We start from the raw sequence: 18,747 nt of genomic DNA, 5'->3' as shown, positions 1-18,747 counted from the left end.
AAAAGTAAGTAGCTGTGTTAAAGGTAGTCGAGTGCAAAAACTCAGCCCACGGCGACCGCCTCGGGCCCGCCGTCCCCTTGGAGACACTCATGGCCACGCTGCTGCACATCGACTCCTCCGTGTTTCCCGACGGCGCTTCCGCGTCCCGCTCTGTGACGGCCGCCTTCCGAAGGACATGGGACGAGCAGCACGCCGACGGCACGGTGATCTACCGGGACCTCGCCACGAACCCCGTACCGCACCTGACGGCCGACGCGCACACCGCCGGCTTCGTGGATCCCACGGACCACAGCCCGGAACAGGCGGCCGCCTTCGCCGAGCGCGCGCGGCTCATCGAGGAGCTGGAGCGGGCGGACGCCGTGCTGATCGGCGCCCCGATGTACAACTACTCGATCCCGTCGACCCTGAAGGCCTGGCTGGACCACGTCGTCCTGATGGGCCGCACGGCGGGCGAGACGCAGTCGGCCAAGGCCGTCCCGGTCACCATCGTCGCCAGCCGTGCCGGCTCCTACGCGCCGGGCACGCCCCGCGAGGGATACGAGTACGTCCAGAACTACCTGACGGTTGTCCTTGCCGATGCCCTCGGCATGGACCTCCACTTCATCGTCCCGGAGCTCACCATGGCTCCGCACAACCCGGCGATGGCCGAGCTGGTGCCGCTCTTCGAGGCCTCCCGCGAGCGTGCCCACCAGGACGCCGCCGCCAAGGCCAAGGAAGTCGCCGAGCGCCTGGCCGCCTGACGCCCGGGCCCGCCCGGCATGTTTGGACTGGCGCTCAGAGGCCACCCGGACCGTGACCCCGACGTCGGACACGGCTGGGAGTGAACGAATCGTGGCTGGAGAGAAGAAGGCCAAGGCGAAAGCCGAGCAGGCCAAGGGAAAGGCCAAGGAGACGGTCGGCCGGGCGGTGGGTAACGAGCGGCTGGAGGCCGAGGGCCGGACGAAGCAGTCGAAGGGCGACGCGCGGCAGGCCAAGGAGAAGGCCAAGGACGTTTTCAAGCACTGACGAGCGCCGCGTGAAGAGGGGCCCTGCCGCGGAGGCAGGGCCCCTCTTCACGCGCCCGTCGGCGACCTCGTGGTGCCCCATCCCGCGACACACCAGTCGCAGCTCAAGCCCTGGCCGCGGGTGTCTCCTCCAGAGGGAAATGGCATGCCGCGCCGTGGACCGGTCCCCGCGGCGGAGGCGCGGGCACCGCCTCGGCGCACAGGTCCCGCACCTGCCGGCACCGCGTCCGGAACCGGCATCCGGACGGCGGGTCGGCCGGTGAGGGAATCTCACCAGCGAGCAGGATGCGCTGCCGTGTGCGTCCGCCGCCGGCCACGGGGGAGGGCGCCGCCGACAGCAGCGCCTCCGTGTACGGGTGGCGCGGCCGCTCGAAGACCTCCTCCGTCGGGCCCGTCTCCACGATCTTGCCCAGGTACATCACGGCGACCCGGTCGGCGAGGTGCCGCACCACGGACAGGTCGTGCGAGATGAACACGTACGACAGGCCCAGCTCGTCCCGCAGGTCGCACAGGAGGTTGAGCACCTGCGCCTGCACCGACAGATCCAGCGCGGAGACGGGTTCGTCGCAGACGATCACCTCCGGCTCCAGCGCCAGGGCACGGGCGATCCCGATCCGCTGCCGCTGTCCTCCGGAGAACTCGTGCGGGTGACGGCTCGCGTCCGACGCGCGCAGGCCGACCATCTCCAGCAGTTCGGCCACGCGGGCCGCCCGCTTGGAGGCGGGTACGAGGCCGCGGTGGGTCAGCCAGGGCTCGCCGATCAGATCCGCCGCGCACAGACGGGGGTTGAGCGAACCGAACGGGTCCTGGAACACCATCTGCACCTTCCGGCGCCAGTCGAGCAGCTCCGCACCCGACAACGTGAAGGGGTCGACTCCCGCGTACCGCACGGTGCCCGCGTCGGGCTGCTCCAGCCGCAGGAGGACCCTGGCCAGCGTGGACTTGCCACACCCGGATTCGCCGACCAGACCCAGGGTCTCCCCGCGCGCCAGCGTCAGGTCCACCCCGTCCAGTGCCCGCAGCCACGTGCCGCCTCGCACGGTCTTGCGGACCGTGAAGCTCTTGGCCAGGCCGGTGGCCTCCAGCAGTGCCCCGTGCTCAGGCATCGGCCAGTTCCTTCCCGAAGTGGCAGGCGGCGGCCCGGCCGGCTCCGGTGCCGGTCAGCGCCGGACGGTGGGTGGCACAACGCTCCCGGGCCATGGGACAGCGCGTACGGAAGGCACAGCCCGCCGGCACCGCAGCCGGGTCCGGTGGGCTCCCCGGGATGGAGCTCAGGCGGGAGCCCCGGTGCCGCTCGGCCGGTACCGACGCCAACAGGCCTCGGGTGTAGGGGTGATGAGGTTTGCCGAACACCTCGGCGACCGGTCCGGTCTCCACCACCGTCCCCGCGTACATGACGGCGACCCGGTCCGCGTGCTCGGCGGCGAGCCCGAGGTCGTGCGTGATGAGGACGAGCGCCGTTTGCTGTTCGCCGCGCAACTCGCCGAGGAGGTCCATGATCTGCGCCTGCACGGTGACGTCCAGTGCCGTCGTGGGCTCGTCGGCGATCAGGACCCTCGGCCGCAGGGCGACCGCCGTCGCGATCAGGAGGCGCTGGCGCATCCCTCCCGAGAACTGGTGCGGGTAGGCGTCCGCCCGGGAGCGGGCCTCCGGAATGCCCACGCGTTCCATCAGCTCCACCGCCCTGGCCTTCGCCACGCGCCGGGACAGGCCCTCGTGGATGCGGAACGGCTCGGCGAGCTGGGTGCCGACCGTGAGGACGGGGTTGAGCGCGCTGAGCGCGTCCTGGAAGACCATGGCGACACCGGGGCCGGCCAGCCGGCGTCTGGCCCGTGCTCCGAGCCCGAGCAGGTCCTCGCCGTCGAGGCGTACCTGCCCGCCCACCACCTCCGCGACCGGGTCGAGCAGGCCGGCGACGGCGTGTGCGGTCATGCTCTTGCCGCAGCCCGACTCGCCCAGCAGCGCCAGCGTCTCGCCCGACCGCACGGAGAATCCGACCCGGCGGACGACGTGGACGGGTCCGGCGGGGGTGTGGACGTCGACGGACAGGTCGTCCACGACCAGGACATCGGCCGCCGCGGGCCGTTCGGTGCCGGCGGGACGGCTGCCGCCGGGAGCAGCGGTCGTGTCCGGGCCGGCGACGGCACCGTCACGAGTTGCCGAGTCCGCGCTCGCCCCGCGCGACCACTGCGAACGCCAGCCACTGCGCCGGACCCCCTCCCGCCACCGCTGCCCCGGGTCGGTCGTCATCCGGGCCCAGGAGGCGAGAACGGTCGCCGAGACGGTCGTGAGGACGATCGCGAGCCCCGGGAAGAGCGCGATCCACCACGCGCTCTGCAACTCCTGCCGCCCCTGGGCCACCATCAACCCCCAGCTGACGTCGGGCGGTTGGATGCCGATGCCCAGGAAGCTCAGCGACGACTCGGCCAGCATCACGAAGCAGAAGTCGAGCGCGGCGACGGTGAGCAGCGTCGGCAGCACACTCGGCGCGACATGCCGCCGGATGGCCGCCCAGCTGCCCGTGCCGAACGTACGGGCCGCGTCCACGAACAGCCGGCTGCGCAACTCCGCCGCCTCGGCCCGGGCCGTGCGCAGATACACCGGGATCCGGGCGACGGCCAGCACCAGCACGATGCTCGCCGCACTCGGCGAGAAGACGTACAGCACCACCACGGCCAGCAGCAGGGAGGGGAAGCTGAGGATCACGTCGGCCACCCGCAGTGACACGTTCTCGCGCCAACCACCGTGATACCCCGCCCACATGCCCCACACCGAGCCGACGACCAGCGAGCACAGCACGGCCGGCACCGCCACGGCCAGTGTCGTCCCGGCCGCGGTCAGCAGCCGCGCGGCGACGGGCCGGCCGAGGGAGTCGCTGCCGAGGACGAAGGCCCAGCCGTGGTCGAGACCGAAGGGAGGCCGGCCCGGAGCGCGCAGGTTCTGACGGGTCGCCAGGTCCCCGGCCAGCAACGGCCCCAGGACGGCGCACAGCGCGACCAGGACCAGGACGAGGGCCGCCGCGCAGGCGAACCGGTCCCGGAGCAGCAGGGCGAACCACCGGCGCCGTACGGTCGCAGCGCCCGTCTCGGATGTGGCTTTCTGAAGCATGTCCCGTCCTTGGCTCATGCCGCCGCCCGCTGCCGTACCCGCGGGTCGAGAAGCGCGTGGCAGAGGTCCACCAGGATGTTGAGGGCGAAGATCGCCAGGGCGGTCAGGAGCACCGCCGCCTGAAGCACCGCGAAGTCGCGCTGGAGCACCGAGTCGATCATGAGCTTGCCGATGCCGGGCCAGCCGAAGATCGTCTCGACGACGACGGCGCCGTTGACCAGCCCCACGGCCAGATCGCCCGCGACGGTCAGCGCCGGTGCGGCCGCGTTGCGCAGGGCGTGCCCGAAGACCACCCGGGGCTCGGAGGCCCCCTTGGCGCGCGCGACCTTCACGTACGGGGCGGACAGCGCGGAGACCATGGCGCCCCGCACCACCTGCACCAGCACGCCGAACGGGCGGATCAGCAGCGTGGCCACGGGCAGCACCCACGCCGCCGCGCCGCTCGTGCCGGAGGTGGGCAGCCAGCCCAGCGTGACCGCGAAGACCAGCACGCCCATGATGGCGATCCAGAAGTCGGGGACGCTGGCCGCCGTGGAGGACAGGAAGCTCGCGATCCGGTCGGTCGCCGAGTTCGGTCGGTAGGCCGCCAGGCTGCCGATGACCACGGCGCCCACGATGGCGAGCAGCATCGTCCAGCCGGCGAGTTGGAGAGTGGCGGGGAAGGCCCGCAGGACGGCCTCGGCGGCCGGCTGGGCGGTGCGCAGCGACTCGCCGAAGTCGAGGTGGGCGACCTGGGCGAGATAGTCGCCGAACTGGCTGATCAGCGGGTCGTCCAGGCCGTTGCGGGCGGCGAACTCGGCCCGCATCTCGGGCGTCGCGCTCAGCGGCAGATACAGGTTGGCGGGGTCGCCGGTGAGGCGGGCCAGGAAGAACACGCCGAGGACCACCACGAGCAGTGGGACGACGCTGGAGACCGCGCGGCGGCGCAGCAGGGTCAGCATGTGACGTCCTCCCTCAGTCCGCGCGCCGCATGTCGGCGAGTCGCATCTCGTCGTTGGTGGCGGAGTCGGGCCGGTAGCGGACCTTGGGGGAGAGGGCCAGCAGGCCGGTCATGTTGGCCATGACTGCGTCCCGTACGACCTTGTCGTTCTGGTGGGCGAACGCGTCCGCGAACGCCTGCTGCCGTTTCCCGCCCGAGGCGAGCTCGGCCTGTTCGATGAGCGTGTCGAGCGCGTCGGTGCCGTAGCTGCTCTGGGCGCCCTCGCTGCCGTAGATCTGCGCCATCGTGAACGCGGCGTCCCCCGCCTGGTTGCCGTGCTGTGCCTGGAGCAGGGTGGGGCCGGTGTCGCCGGCGGGGAAGGGGCGCAGCAGGTACTCCAGCCAGGCGTTGACGTCGAGCATCTTGATCCTCACCTTCAACCCGGCCTTGATCAGGCCGTCCTGGACGACCTCCATCGCCTCGGCGGCCTTCGGGTAGATGCCGTTGCGGCCGATGATGGTGAGCGTGGTGTCGGTCCGTACTCCGTCGGTGCGGGCCTCGGCAACGAGTTCCCGGGCGCGTTCCGGGTCGTAGGGCCACGGCCGGATACGCGGGTTGTGGCCGGTGACGCCCTTCGACACGAGCTGGCCGCTGGGCCGGCCGGCGAAGACCGCGGTGACCAGCCCCTCCCGGTCGATGGCGTAGTTGACGGCCTGTCGGATCCGGATGTCGTCGAGGGGCGGCTTGGTGGCGTCCATCCGCAGGTACGAGACCTCGTTGGTGGCGAACTCGACGGCCCGGTCGCCCGCCCCGTCCTCCGGCGCGAGCCCGATCGCGACATCCGCCTCGTTGTTCGTCACCATCGCCGCGCGCACACTGCCCTCGGCGCGCCAGACATAGGTGGCGGCGGCGAAGTCGGGGGTCTTGCCCCAGTAGCCGGGGAAGCGCTTGAGCCGCAGGTACCGGCCCTGGTTCCACTCGTCGATCCGGTAGGGCCCCGTGCCGACCGGCTCGCGCACGCGGGAGTCGGGGTCGGTGCTCGTCGGCACGATCTCGACGAACGACAGGCGCAGCGGCAGGATCGGGTCGGGCTTCGCCGTGGTGATGCGGAGCGTGGTGTCGTCGACGGGCGTGGCGGTGAGCTCGCTGTCGGCGAAGATATAGCCGTCGACGTTGCAGTCGATCCCCGAGTCCGTGGCGCGCTTGACGGAGAACGCGGCCGCGGCCGCCGTGAACGGCGAACCGTCGTGGAAGGTGACACCGCTGCGGAGGGTGAAGGTCCACGAAGTGGCCGAATCGCGGGTCCACTTGGTGGCGAGGGCGGGTTCCAGGCGTCCGGTGGACGGTTCGCGCTCGGTGAGCGCCTCCGTGATGTTGGCTCGTGTCACTCGGCCCGTCGCGGTCAGCGAGGCGTCACAGGGTTCGAGCGTCGGCGGTTCCTCGGGCAGGACGATGCGCAGCGTGTCCGGACCGCCTCCGATGGGGTCGGCACCGGCCACCGAGCAGCCGGAGGCGGCGAGCAGGACGGCGAGGGACGCGACGATCGGACGACTGCGGGATAAGCCTGAACCGGTCACTGCGCCTCCGCGTTCGCTCGCGTACACAACAGAGAACGTCGTTTAGATATGTGGACGATAGGTCGACGGTCATTATTGGGCTGGTGAGGCGGAGCGCGTCAAGGGGTGTGCGTCGGTTCCCAACTCGTCGCATCTCTTGACGTGTTGATTGCCGTCCTAAAACATTCGGGAAGCTCGATTGGTTCTGCGCGATTCTGTTCACTCCCCGAAGGGAATCCATGTCCAGCAGACATCGCCTCGCCCGTGTCTGGGCGGTCGGCGTCCCCCTTGCACTCGGCGCGGGACTCCTGACCGTGCCTCCTGCCGCTGCTGCCGCCGCCGAACCGTCCGGCAGCGCGGTCACGGTACGGATCGACCCGTCCTACCGGCAGCAGGAATTCGAAGGGTGGGGGACGAGCCTCGTCTGGTTCGCCAACATCACCGGCCGCTACCCGGAACCCATCCGGCAGAAGCTCGCCGACATGCTGTTCGGCGAGGACGGCCTCCGCCTCAACATCGCGCGCTACAACATCGGCGGCGGCAACGCCCCGGACGTCCGCAAGGACTACATGAAGGTCGGCGCGACGATGGACGGCTTCTGGAAGGCCCCCGAGGGCACCACCAGGGAGGACACCGACTGGTGGAACCCCGACAACCCCGACCACTGGGACTGGTCCGCCGACCCGGGCCAGCGCTGGTGGGTGGACCGCGTCAAGAAGAAGGTGACCCGCTGGGAGGCGTTCAGCAATTCGCCGCCCTGGTTCCAGACCGTCAGCGGCTACGTCTCGGGCGGCTTCGACGCCAACACCGACCAGATACGGGCCGACCGCGTCGACGACTTCGCCACCTACCTGGTCAAGGTGACCGAGCAGCTGGAGAAGAAGCACCGCATCAAGTTCGACACCGTCGCCCCGCTCAACGAGCCCAACACCAACTACTGGGGCACCCGGATCGGCCCCGACGGACAGCCCACCGGCGGCCGTCAGGAGGGCGCGCACGCCGGCCCGGAGCTCCAGCAGAAGGTCGTCCTGGCCCTGCACCGCGCACTGGAGAGGTCGAGAACCCGCGCGACGATCTCCGCGATGGACGAGACCAACCCGAGCACCTTCGTGCGCAACTGGAACGCCTACGACAGCTCCGCCCGCGCCGCCGTCGACCAGCTCAACGTGCACACGTACGGCACCGGCATGCGCACCAGCGCCCGGGACAGCGCCAAGGCCGCTGACAAGCCGTTCTGGATGAGCGAGGTCGAGGGCACCTGGGGGACCGGCACCGACTTCACCGGCATCGAACCGGGGCTCGGCATCGCCACCCGGGTCGTCGAGGACATCCGCGAACTGGAGCCGTCCGCCTGGGTGTTGTGGCAGTCCGTCGAGGACTCCATCCCGCAGGCGCAGGCCGGCAAGAACTGGGGCAGCATCCACATCCCGTTCAACTGCACGGCCAAGGACACCCTGGAGACCTGCCCGATCAAGGCCAACACCAAGTTCCACACCCTGCGCAACTTCACCCACCACATCCGGCCCGGCGACCACTTCGTCAAGGCCGACGACCCCTCCAGCGTCGCCGCCGTACGCAAGTCCGGCCGCGGGGCCACCGTCGTGCACGTCAACAGCGGCACGACCCCGCGCGCCGTCACCCTGGACCTCTCGCGGTTCCAGCGCGTCGCCCCCGGCGCCACCGTCACACCCGTGGTGACCAGCACCGGCGGAGCGCTCGTCCGCGGCACACCCGTGAAGGTGAAGGACGACTCCGCCACAGTGACCGTTCCGGCGAAGTCGGTCACCACCCTCCTCGTCGACGGCGTGTCCGGCACCGCCGAGGACGCCGCGCTCGTCCAGCCCGGCCACGTCTACCGACTCCAGGGAGCGCAGAGCGGCAAGTCCCTGGCCCCGTCCGCCGACGGCGAGGGCGTCGTCGTCCGTACGCCCGACCCGGGCGCCAAGTCCCAGCTGTGGTCCGTGAAACAGCTGACCCGCGGGGACGGCAACCGTGAGCGCTACGCCCTCGTCAACGCGGAGACGGGCAAACGCCTCGCCGTACGGGACGACGATGCCGTCCTGCAGGACGCCGACACACCGGCCGCGCAGTGGATCATGTCGACCACCGGGGACGGCAGCTGGACCTTCGTCAACGCCACCACGGGCCGACTGCTCGACGTCGTCGGACAGTCGACGGCGGACGGCGCCCGCGTCTCGGCCTCCCTCCCCACCTCCAACGCGAACCAGCGCTGGGCCGTGACCGACGAGACGGTGCTGCGCACCCAGCCGGCCAAGGCGTTCACCGTTCCCGGCCGCGTACCCGAACTGCCCGGCACCGTGACACCCGTCTTCCGGGACGGCGCACGGGGCGCCCTCCCCGTGCGGTGGACGCTGCCCTCCGAGGCACGCTGGAGCAAGCCCGCAACGGTACGGGTGAAGGGCAGGGCGACCGACACCCTCGGACGGACCGTCCGCGCCGAGGCGGTCGTCACCGTGGACACCATCGCCTCCACCCTCCCGGCCCGCGCCAAGACCTACACCGGCGGACGGCCCGGCCTGCCCGCCACCGTCACCGGCGTCGGACGGCACGGCGGCACCGCCGACCTTCCCGTCACCTGGGACCCCGCACCCGACGGCGCGTTCGACGACGCCGGAGTGGTGACCTTGCGCGGTACCGCCCACGTCCCCGGCGGCGCCGAGGCGGCGGCGACCGTACGCGTCCAGGTCACCGCACCCCGGGAGAGGAACGCAGCGCCCGACAAGGGCGTGACGGTCGGCGCGACCTACACCGAGAGCGGGTACTCCGCCGAGGGCCTGCGCAACGGAAACACGTCCGAGAAGGCCTGGTCGAACTGGAGGTCCGGCACGAAGAACCCGTCCGACACCGTCACCTTCACCCTGCCCGAGGCACGGGATCTGAGCCGGGTCGTGACCCACTTCCACCGCGACGGCACCAACGTCAGCTTCGCGGAGTCCCTCAAGGTGCAGGTGCGCGGGGCCGACGGCACCTGGACCGACGCGAGCGAAACCGTGCCCGTCGGCACCGAGGGCACGCCCGTCGCCGACGTCCCGGTGCGCACCTCCGGCCCGGTGACCGGGGTACGTGTGGTCATGACGGCCAGGCCGGGCGGCTACATCACCCTCGGGGAGATCGAGCTCTTCGCCCGGACACCCGGCGCCTCCTCGGATGCCGCCGCCGCGTCGATCGAGGTGGACGGCGTGGCGATCGGCGGCTTCGACCCGGACCGGACCGGCTACCGGGTGACCACCGACCGCCCGGACCGGGCGAAGGTCACCGCCACACCGCGCGACCCGTACGCGAGCGTGACCGTCCGCGAGGAGACATCACGCGTGGCCGTCGTGACCGTGAGCAGCGAGGACGGCTCGAAGACCCGGCAGTACAGGATCGAGCTGACCCGCTCCTGACGCATGGGAACGCGGGGCGTGGCAGCCGGACACGCCCCGCGTCGTCCCCAGGGCTCAGACCGCCGGAGCCGGGTACGTCGGGTACTCCACACCGGACACGTGCTGCACGACACGGATGACCTGGCAGGAGTAGCCGAACTCGTTGTCGTACCAAAGGTAGAGGATGGCGTTGTCGCCCTCGACCTTGGTGGCGCCGGCGTCGACGATCGAGGCGTGGCGCGAGCCGATGAAGTCGCTGGAGACCGCGTCGGGGGCACTGATGAAGTCGATCTGGCGTTTCAGCGGCGAGGTCAGGGACACCTCGCGCAGGTAGTCGAGGACCTCCTGACGGGTGGTCTCCCGCGCGAGCTGCAGGTTGAGGATCGCGATGGACACGTCCGGCACCGGGACCCGGATGGAGCTGCCGGTGATCTTCGCCTTGAGGTCGGGCAGCGCCTTGGCGACGGCGGAGGCGGCACCCGTCTCGGTGATGACCATGTTGAGCGGCGCGCTGCGGCCCCGGCGCTCGGACTTGTGGTAGTTGTCCAGCAGGTTCTGGTCGTTGGTGAACGAGTGGACGGTCTCCACGTGGCCGCGCTGGACCCCGAACTCGTCGTCCATCGCCTTCAGCGGCGGCACGATCGCGTTCGTGGTGCACGAGGCGCAGGACAGGATCTGCTCCTCCGGCTTGATCGTGTCGTGGTTGACGCCGTGCACGATGTTCGGGACGTCGCCCTTGCCGGGCGCGGTCAGCACGACCTTGTCGATGCCCGGGCGCAGGTGCGTGGACAGGCCCTCGCGGTCGCGCCACTTGCCGGTGTTGTCGATGAGGATGGCGTCCTTGATGCCGTACGCCGTGTAGTCCACCTCGGACGGGTCGTTCGCGTAGATGACCTTGATCGCGTTGCCGTTGGCGACGATCGTGCTGGTCGCCTCGTCGACGGTGATCGTGCCCTGGAACTGGCCGTGGATGGAGTCGCGGCGCAGCAGCGAGGCGCGCTTGACGATGTCCTGCTCGCCTCCGCCCCGGACGACGATGGCCCGCAGCCGCAGACCGTTGCCCGAACCGGACTTCTCGATCAGCAGCCGGGCCACGAGCCGGCCGATGCGGCCGAACCCGTAGAGGACGACGTCACGCCCTTCGCGGCGCTCGATCTTGTTGGCTCCGGTGGCGCCGGCGACGGCCTCGGCGGTGAACTCGGCGACGGACAGGCCGCGGTCGTCCTCGCGGTACGTGGCGGCGAGCATGCCGATGTCGATCTGGGACGGCCCGAGGTCGAGCGCGGCCAGGGTCTTCAGGAACGGCAGCGTCTCGGTGACCGAGAGCTCCGCGCCGGCGATCTGCCGGGCGAACCGGTGGGTCTTGAGGATGCTGACCACCGACTTGTTCACCAGGGAGCGGCTGTGCAGCAGGACGGTCACGTCCCGCTCCCGGTGCAGCTTCCCGATGATCGGGATCATCGACTCCGCGATCTCCTCGCGGTTCTTCCAGTTGGTGAACGAGTCGTCGTTGACAGTCACAGATCCATCTTTCGAGCTAGGCGGCGCTCATATGTTAAACCGTCGATTTCTGGATCATGAACGGGGTGCCTCCGAAGCGTTCCGCCACCGAAAGGCCCCGCTCCACGAGCCCCTCACGGCGTCGCCTGGGAGGATCGGAAGCAGAGCTCCACGCGAATCGGAACAGAGCCCCCACGCGAAAGGGACGCTCATGGACTTCGACGCTGTGGCCGACGAGTTGTACGTCCTGCGGCCGGAGGAGTTCACCGCCGCCCGCTCCTCGGCCGTGGCCGCCGCCCGCACCGCCGGCGACCGGGAACTCGCCGAGCGGATCAGCGCGTTACGCAAACCCAGCCTCGCCGCCTGGGCCAGCAACCTCCTGGTCCGCAGCCGGCCCGGCGATGTCGAGCCCCTGCTGCGCCTGGGCGAAGGCCTACGGCACGCCCACCGCGCCCTGGACCGCACACAACTGCGCGAACTGAGCCGGCAGCAGCACGCGCTCATCCGCGCCCTGTCCGCTCAGGTCCGGCAGCTCGCCGCCGAGGCCGGCCATCCGATCGGCGAAGGCGTGCAGCGCGAGGTCGAGACGACCCTGCACGCCGTCCTGGCCGATCCCGAGGCCGCCGGGGCATGGGCGAGCGGCCGGCTGACCAAGCCGCTCAGCGCCGCCGTCGGCTTCCCGGCCGTCGCGGAGAGCGCTGTCACGGAGAGCGCCGGGACACAGCGCCGCCCATCCGCCGCGACGGTCCCCTCCCGCCCGGACCGCAAGGCCGACGAGCAACAGCGGCGGCGGCTGGCCCAGGCACGGCGGGAGGCCGAGGCCGTCGCCCGTGAGCTGCGTGCGCTGAGGGACGAGGCGGTGGCCGCCGGCCGGGCCGCGGAGGAGGCGACACGGCAGGTGGACCGCCTCCAGCGGCGCGTCGGCGAGCTCAGCGAGGAACTCGCCCGCACCAGGGAGGAGCACGAGCAGGCCCGCTTCGCCGAGCGGTCGGCCCGGGAACGGGCGCGCACGGCCGATCGCCGCGTCCGCGAAGCCGAACGCAAAGCCGCGACGGCCGCCGCCCAGGTCGAACGCCTGACCTCGTCGGACGACCGATAGGCGGGCTCGTCGGACGACCGATGGGCGGGCTCGTCGGACGACCGATGGGCGGGCTCGTCGGACGACCGATGGGCGGGCTCGTCGGACGACCGATGGGCGGGCCGGTTCTCGTGGGGCGGGCGGGTGTCAGTCGGGCACCTGGACCGCTCCGGACCGCACTCGGATGCGGTCCCCGGGTGCGGGCGACGCCGGGACGGGCGGCACGTTGGCCCGGGTGAGAGCGGGCGCGTGGCCGGGCTCGCCCCCGCGCGGCACGGTCCGTACGACCTGGCTGGGCGGCAGCGGACGGCCCTCGGTGAGCCGGGCCGACATCAGGTCGAGTGCCTGCTGGAAGTAGAAGCCGAGCGGGACGTAGCGGTTGTCGTAGCCGGGCGCGGTGCTGTCGCTGTGGTGGGCGTGCGTGATCTCCAGGTAGGACAGCGCGCTTCTGCCGTGCTCTGCGCGGGAGTTGAGCCCGAGGTAGGGCCGGGAAGCGTGGCTGACTGGGACCCGTGTGTCGTCGCGGCCGTGCACGATCAGGGCGGGTTTGCCATGCAGGTCGCCGGCGCGCCGGGTCGCGTCGAGGCCCTGGCCCACCCGACGTGCCCACGCCCGCTCCTTGAGGGTCGCGGCCTTGCCGGGGAACGCGAGCCGGTAGGCGCACAGCTCGCCGTCGAGGTTGTAGTCGGGTGTGCCGTCCGGTCCGACGGACTGCCGGTCGGCGACCGGCCCGCCGAGCGAGTCGTCGTCGACGAGGGTGCCGGGGGAGGGGGCCCGCCCGCCGCTGGTGGCGTAGGCGGCGGCGAGCTGGGCCCGGGTGTAGGGAGCGGGGCGGCCGGAGGCGCCGGCCGCCGCCCAGCTGTAGCCGCACAGCGCGTCGGTGACCGAGGCGCGGGCGAGGCTCATCTCGTACGACACGGGCGTCTGCGGGTCGTAGTGCGAGGCCTGCAAGTACGCGGACCGCGCCTGGAACCCGGCCCGGACCAGCGCCTGCTGCGCCAGAGTCGGCAGCCCGCGCACTCCGGCGCGCTCGGCGTCACTCCGCAGGATCAGCCGGGGGTCGTCGCCCACCAGGTCCGAACAGCGCCGCCGTGCCGTTCGCGGATCGAAGGACGAGTAGCCCGGCGCCGAGGGCTCGGTGAGCACCGCGCACGGCTGGAGGAGCGAGGCCAGCGACGCGTAGCGGACGAGCGGCAGCCCGGCGTTCGGCACCCGCCGCCCGCCCTGCTCGACGGTGACGCCGCGCAGCGGGGCGAGGTTCAGCTGCGGCTCCGAAGCGACGACCGCGTCGATCAGGCCGTGCCGGTCCTCCTCGCCGGCGGCGACGGCGGCCCCACCGCCGTTGGAGACGCCCGCCGCCACCACCGTCGTGGTCGCGGGCGTGTACCCGGCGGCGGGTGCGCCCTCCCGCCAGTCGCGGTTGAGCAGGGCGAGGGCGAGTTCCACCGAGCGCAGTACGTCGCGTCCCCAGCCGGCTTGGGGGTTCTGCCGGGAGTGCGCCTGCTTGAAGGCGACCCGGTAGGGCCGGCGCGCGTCGTAGCGGCGGCGTGCGCTGTCGTCGAGCCCGCTGTCGAAGGCCGCCCGCGGGCCGGTCCGCGGGCGGGGGCCGGTCGTGCCGTCGGTGGCCATGACGGTGTCGGAGTGCAGGTCGTGGAAGGCCGGGCCCATGCCCTTGTCGGTGAGGGCGACAGCGCAGCGGTGGTGCAGTCCCCAGGCTCCCGCGCCGCCGACGCCGTTGTACACGTTCGCCAGACCGGTCGCCGGCGCGGCCACGACACAGGGCCGTGCGCGGTCGAAATTCGCGGGAACCTGGACGACGAAACCGACGCTCCGCGCGCCCGTGCCGACGGTGGCGGTGTACTGCGTGCCCGCGACCTTCCCGTCACCGGGAACCGGTCTGCCGTCGGCGCCGATGTTCGGCCCGTACAGCCGTCCCAGCCCGCCCGCGTCGCTCCCGGAGAGCCCCGCCGCGGCCCACACGGCCCACCGCCGCAGCTCGGCCGGCGTGGGACGGGCGGGGTCGGCCACGGCCGGGGCAGTGGCACGGCGCAGCCTCGGGAAACCGAGCCCGGCGGTGAGCAGGTCGTCGTCGCGGCCGTCGTACGTGCGCGAGGTGACGGAACCGACGAAGGACGGCAGACCGCTGCCCCGGTCCGCACGGGCGGTGGCCCCGGGCAGGGCGGAGGTCGCGAGCGACACGGCGAGCAGCAGCGGGACCAACTGCGGGGGCGGGCGGGCATGCCGATCCTCCGTCACAGGGAGAGGGCGCCGGTCAGGACGGCACCGGCGGTCATCACGAGCGTGGTGGCGAAGGCCCAGCGGAAGATGAAGCGCTGGTGCTCGCCGAGCTGGACGCCGCTCATGCCGACCAGGATGAACGTGGCGGCGGTGAGCGGGCTGAGCGGGAAACCCGTCGTCATCTGGCCGAGGACGGCGGCCCGGGCGACCTCGGCCGGGTCGGTGCCGAAGCCGTGGGCCGTCTCGGCGAGGACGGGCAGGACACCGAAGTAGTAGGCGTCCGGGGTGAAGACCAGACTCAGCGGCATGCCCGTGACGGCCACGAGGACCGGCAGATGGCCGCCGAGGGAGTCCGGTATCACGGACACGAGCGCCTCGGCCATGTCGTCGATCATCCCGGTCCCGGTCAGGACCCCGGTGAACACGCCGGCCGCGAAGATCATCGTGGTCACGAGGACGACGTTCTTCGCATGCCGGTCGAGCAGCGCCTGCTGCTGTTCCCACGTGGGGTGGTTGACCAGGAGAGCCACCGCGAACCCGAGGACGAACAGCACCGGCAGCGGCATGACCTCCAGGATCAGCGCCACGAGGAGCACGAGGGTCAGCAGCAGGTTGAAGACGGTCAGCCAGAGCGGCACGGGCGCCGCGACCCGGACGGCACCCGGCCCGTCACCGGGCGCCGGGGCCGGTCCGGGAACCGGCTCGCCCGTGGCGGCTTCCTCACCCGGCCCGGCCAGAGCGCCCAGACGCCGCCGCTCCCGGCGGCCGATCAGCCAGGACGCCACCAGAACCCACGCGATCCCGAGCCCCATCGCGGGCAGCACGGGTGTGAAGACGTCCGAACTCTCCAGCTTCAGCGCCGCCATGGCACGCACCGTCGGCCCGCCCCAGGGAATCATGTTCATCACGCCCGCCCCCAGGCAGACGACACCGGACAACACCAGCGGACTCATGCCCAGCTTGCGGTAGACGGGCAGCAGCGCGGAGACGGTGATGAGGAACGTGGAGGCCCCGTCGCCGTCCAGGGCCACGCACAGTGTGAGGACGGCCGTGGCGACGGTGACGCGCAGCGGATCGCCCTTGGCCAGCCGCAGCAGACCGCGGATCAGCGGATCGAACAGACCCGCGTCCACCATGAGGCTGAAGTACAGAACGGCGAAGGCGATCATGATGCCGGTCGGCGCCACCTTCGACAGCCCGTCGAGCACCATCCCGCCCAGCTCGCCCGCGAACCCGCCCGCCAGTGCCGCGAGCACCGGAAGCACCACCAGCGCGACGAGCACCGAGACGCGTCTGGTCATGGTGAGCAACAGGAACAGCGCGATCGTGGCGAAGCCCAGGGCTGCCGGCATGGTGGCGCTCGCTTTCTCGGGTCGCTCTCCCCGGCGCGTCGGGGAGAGCGGGGCGTAGCGGGGCGTACGGGGATAGCCGAGAGTGTCCGAGCGCCGGGTGATCCATGTCCAGCATCAAACCGGCATCTGTCCATGCGATCCACGCATCAATCGGCCCGCTCTGACGTACGCTTCCCGGCCATGGATGCCACCCTGCGTCAACTGACGGCGTACGCGGCCGTCGCCCGGGCGACGAGTTTCACCGCGGCGGCCGCCCAGTTGGGCGTCTCGCAGTCCTCGCTCAGCCGGGCGGTCGCCGAGCTGGAGCGGCAGGTCGGCGCCCAACTGCTCGAACGCGACACACGCAACGTGCAGTTGACCGCCGCCGGTACGGAAGCGCTACGGATCGCCGAACAGATACTCGGCGCCCACCGGGCCGGGATGAAGGAACTGGACCGCTTCCTGCTCGGCGAGTCCGGCACGGTCGCCGTCGCGACCCTGCCCTCGGTCGCCGCGGTGCTGCTTCCGCAGGTCATCTCCGGCTTCCGCGGGGACCGGCCGCGCGTGGCCGTACGCCTGCTGGACGGCCTGGAACGGGCCGTGCTGAACCGGGTCTTGTCCGGCGACGCGGACTTCGCGATCACCACGGTCGGTGTGCCGCCCGAGCGGCTGGAGCACCGGCCGCTGGTGCGCGACCGTTTCGTCGCGGTCCTGCGCGAGGACCATCCGCTCGCCGCCCGCGACGAAATCGGCTGGGCGGACCTGGCCCGCGAGCCGTTCCTCGCCGTCGGACGCGACTCGAGCGTACGGCGGCTGACGGACGCCGCGTTCGGCCAGGTCGACGCGCAGGCCGTGCCCGCGGCGGAGGCCGGCAGTGTCGCCACGGTGGGCGGACTGGTCGCCGCCGGCCTCGGCGTGAGCGCACTGCCCGCCCTGGTGCTGCCCCTGCTGGGGACCGGGCCCTTCGTGTTCCGGCCGCTCGTCGACCCCGTGGTCGACCGGCGCCTCGACATCGCCCTGCGCGCACGCCGCAGCCTCCCGCGCGTCACCGAGCACTTTCTGGAGACACTCGAGGACTTCCGCGCCCAGGGCAGGGACCTGCCGCCGGGAGTCTCCTGGGCCTGAACCGCCGTCGAGAACCCCCATTCATGCGCAGGGCGCATGGATTGATGGTGTTCTTTTGCTGGACAGGCATTTCTGCGCCTCGGCAGTCTGAAGAACCGGACCAGCTGAGCCGAGGGGACGCATCCGTGCGGGACAAGGACATGCCGAACGCCACCGGGCAGGGGCAGTTGTGCGGGCTGAAGGTGGTCGAGTTCGCTCATGTGGTGGCCGGCCCGCTCGCGGGTTCGATGCTCGCCGACCAGGGCGCGGACGTGGTCCACGTCGAACCTCCGGGCGCCGGTGACGCCGCCCGCGCGATGGGGCCCCGGCGCAACGGTGTTCCGCTGTGGTTCAAGGTGGCCGCCCGCAACAAGCGCTCCGTCACGCTCGACCTGCACCACGAGGCGGGCCGTGCGGTCGCCCACCGCCTCGTCGCCTGGGCGGACGTCGTCATCGTCACCCTGCGCGCCGGGCGCCTGCGCCGCTGGGGCCTCGACTGGGAGTCCGTGCACCGGATCAACCCGAAGGCCGTCCTGCTCCAGATCTCCGGCTTCGGTGCCACCTCCAGCCAGGCCGACGCCCCCGGCTTCGGCAAGATGGGCGAGGCCCGCAGCGGCGTCGTCCACCTGACCGGTTCCCCCGACGGGCCGCCCGTCCACACCGGCTTCTCGCACGGCGACGCCGTGACCGGCCTGATGGGCGCCTACGCCGTCCTCGCCGCCCTCCACCGGCGCGACCACGACCCGGGCTTCGACGGTGAGTGGATCGACCTCGCCCTGTTCGAGCCCCTGTTCCGGCTCGTGGAGTGGCAGGTCATCGTCCACGACCAGCTGGGAACCGTGCCGCAGCGCTCCGGCAACCAGCTGGCGGTCGCGCCCGCCGCCGTGATCAACACCTACCGCTCCCGCGACGAGCAGTGGATCACGGTGACCTCCGCGACCCTGCGCTCGGTGCGCAACGTGGCCCGGCTGCTGGGCCTGCCGGAGGAGGAGTTCGCCACGTCCGAGCAACAGCACGCCCGGCGCGGGGAGTTGGACGACGGCCTGCGGGCGTGGGTGGCCGACCGCACCGCCGCCGAGTGCCTGGAGGCCTTCGCCCGCGCCGAGGTGGTGGCCTCCCGGGTGTTCGACGCGGCCGACATCGCCGCCGACCCGGTCTACGCCGAGCGCGGCGACATCGTCACCGTGGACGACCCCGACCTGGGCGACGTCCGCATGCAGGCGGTCATCCCGCACTTCCGGCAACGCCCCGGCCGCATCTGGCGCACGGGCCCCGCGCTGGGGCAGGACAACGACCTCGTGTACCGGGACTGGCTCGGGCTGAGCGACCAGGAACTGGCCGAGTTGGAGCAGAACGATGTCGTCTGAATCCCGCATCCGCGCCACCGACGCCGCCCGCGCGCCTGGCGCCGATGAGGTGCGTGCGGCTGCGATCGGCGGGGCCTGCGCGCCTGCGATCGGGGGCTCCCGCGCTCCTGGCGCTGGTGAGGCGGGCCCGGCTGTCAGTGACGTCTCCCGGCCGCC

The 18,747-nt window shown here is 71.8% G+C and carries 13 protein-coding genes; 6 read left to right on the top strand and 7 right to left on the bottom strand.

Features of this window, described 5'->3' with window-relative positions:
• Positions 1-89 precede the first annotated feature (89 nt).
• Entirely contained in the window at positions 90-740 is a 651-nt protein-coding gene (locus tag ACIBNA_RS05675; RefSeq protein ID WP_399163990.1) for an FMN-dependent NADH-azoreductase, read from the top strand.
• Positions 741-831: 91 nt separating this feature from the next.
• Positions 832-1,005 carry a CsbD family protein gene (locus ACIBNA_RS05670; protein ID WP_279542922.1) on the top strand — a complete coding sequence of 58 codons (174 nt, stop codon included), beginning with the start codon at positions 832-834 and terminating at the stop codon, positions 1,003-1,005.
• Positions 1,006-1,108: 103 nt separating this feature from the next.
• On the opposite strand, the gene ACIBNA_RS05665 is transcribed toward ACIBNA_RS05670, so the two are convergent.
• From ACIBNA_RS05665 to ACIBNA_RS05650, 4 genes are read right to left on the bottom strand one after another with little or no spacing between them, the layout of a single operon-like run.
• Positions 1,109-2,110 (bottom strand): ABC transporter ATP-binding protein, encoded by a 1,002-nt coding sequence (locus tag ACIBNA_RS05665; protein ID WP_399163989.1) that lies wholly within the window; start codon positions 2,108-2,110, stop codon positions 1,109-1,111.
• A complete protein-coding gene (locus tag ACIBNA_RS05660) occupies positions 2,103-4,112 on the bottom strand; it encodes a dipeptide/oligopeptide/nickel ABC transporter permease/ATP-binding protein (protein ID WP_399163988.1) in 2,010 nt (669 codons plus the stop codon). The genes ACIBNA_RS05665 and ACIBNA_RS05660 overlap by 8 nt, the downstream gene beginning before the upstream one ends.
• 14 nt (positions 4,113-4,126) lie before the next feature.
• On the bottom strand, positions 4,127-5,053 hold the full coding sequence (locus ACIBNA_RS05655) for an ABC transporter permease (protein ID WP_399163987.1): 927 nt from the start codon (positions 5,051-5,053) through the stop codon (positions 4,127-4,129).
• 13 nt (positions 5,054-5,066) lie between these two features.
• Complete coding sequence (locus ACIBNA_RS05650; protein ID WP_399163986.1) at positions 5,067-6,608, bottom strand: ABC transporter substrate-binding protein; 1,542 nt, start codon at positions 6,606-6,608, stop codon at positions 5,067-5,069.
• Between the two features lie 218 nt (positions 6,609-6,826).
• On the opposite strand from ACIBNA_RS05650, the gene ACIBNA_RS05645 reads away from it, so the two are divergent.
• Positions 6,827-9,994 (top strand): RICIN domain-containing protein, encoded by a 3,168-nt coding sequence (locus tag ACIBNA_RS05645; RefSeq protein ID WP_399163985.1) that lies wholly within the window; start codon positions 6,827-6,829, stop codon positions 9,992-9,994.
• Positions 9,995-10,048: 54 nt separating this feature from the next.
• Here the strand turns inward: ACIBNA_RS05645 and ACIBNA_RS05640 are convergent, their stop codons facing one another.
• Positions 10,049-11,494 (bottom strand): glyceraldehyde-3-phosphate dehydrogenase, encoded by a 1,446-nt coding sequence (locus ACIBNA_RS05640; protein ID WP_399163984.1) that lies wholly within the window; start codon positions 11,492-11,494, stop codon positions 10,049-10,051.
• A gap of 190 nt (positions 11,495-11,684) precedes the next feature.
• On the opposite strand from ACIBNA_RS05640, the gene ACIBNA_RS05635 reads away from it, so the two are divergent.
• Positions 11,685-12,572: a hypothetical protein gene (locus ACIBNA_RS05635; RefSeq protein ID WP_399163983.1), complete on the top strand. Its 888-nt coding sequence runs from the start codon at positions 11,685-11,687 to the stop codon at positions 12,570-12,572.
• 126 nt (positions 12,573-12,698) lie between these two features.
• Here ACIBNA_RS05635 and ACIBNA_RS05630 read toward each other — a convergent pair whose 3' ends face one another.
• Entirely contained in the window at positions 12,699-14,807 is a 2,109-nt protein-coding gene (locus ACIBNA_RS05630; protein ID WP_399163982.1) for a 3-hydroxybutyrate oligomer hydrolase family protein, read from the bottom strand.
• On the bottom strand, positions 14,804-16,141 hold the full coding sequence (locus ACIBNA_RS05625; protein ID WP_399163981.1) for a CitMHS family transporter: 1,338 nt from the start codon (positions 16,139-16,141) through the stop codon (positions 14,804-14,806). The genes ACIBNA_RS05630 and ACIBNA_RS05625 overlap by 4 nt, the downstream gene beginning before the upstream one ends.
• Before the next feature lie 180 nt (positions 16,142-16,321).
• Between ACIBNA_RS05625 and ACIBNA_RS05620 the strand changes: the two genes are divergently transcribed.
• Positions 16,322-17,245 (top strand): LysR substrate-binding domain-containing protein, encoded by a 924-nt coding sequence (locus tag ACIBNA_RS05620; protein WP_399163980.1) that lies wholly within the window; start codon positions 16,322-16,324, stop codon positions 17,243-17,245.
• 140 nt (positions 17,246-17,385) lie between these two features.
• The gene (locus tag ACIBNA_RS05615) at positions 17,386-18,591 is read left to right on the top strand and encodes a CaiB/BaiF CoA transferase family protein (RefSeq protein ID WP_399164332.1); all 1,206 of its coding nucleotides are present in this window, start codon (positions 17,386-17,388) and stop codon (positions 18,589-18,591) included.
• The last annotated feature ends 156 nt before the right edge of the window (positions 18,592-18,747 follow it).

The organism is Streptomyces sp. NPDC050164, assembly GCF_044459945.1.
GTDB lineage: Bacteria > Actinomycetota > Actinomycetes > Streptomycetales > Streptomycetaceae > Streptomyces > Streptomyces coeruleorubidus_A.
This window is presented reverse-complemented; position numbering and strand designations above follow the sequence as displayed.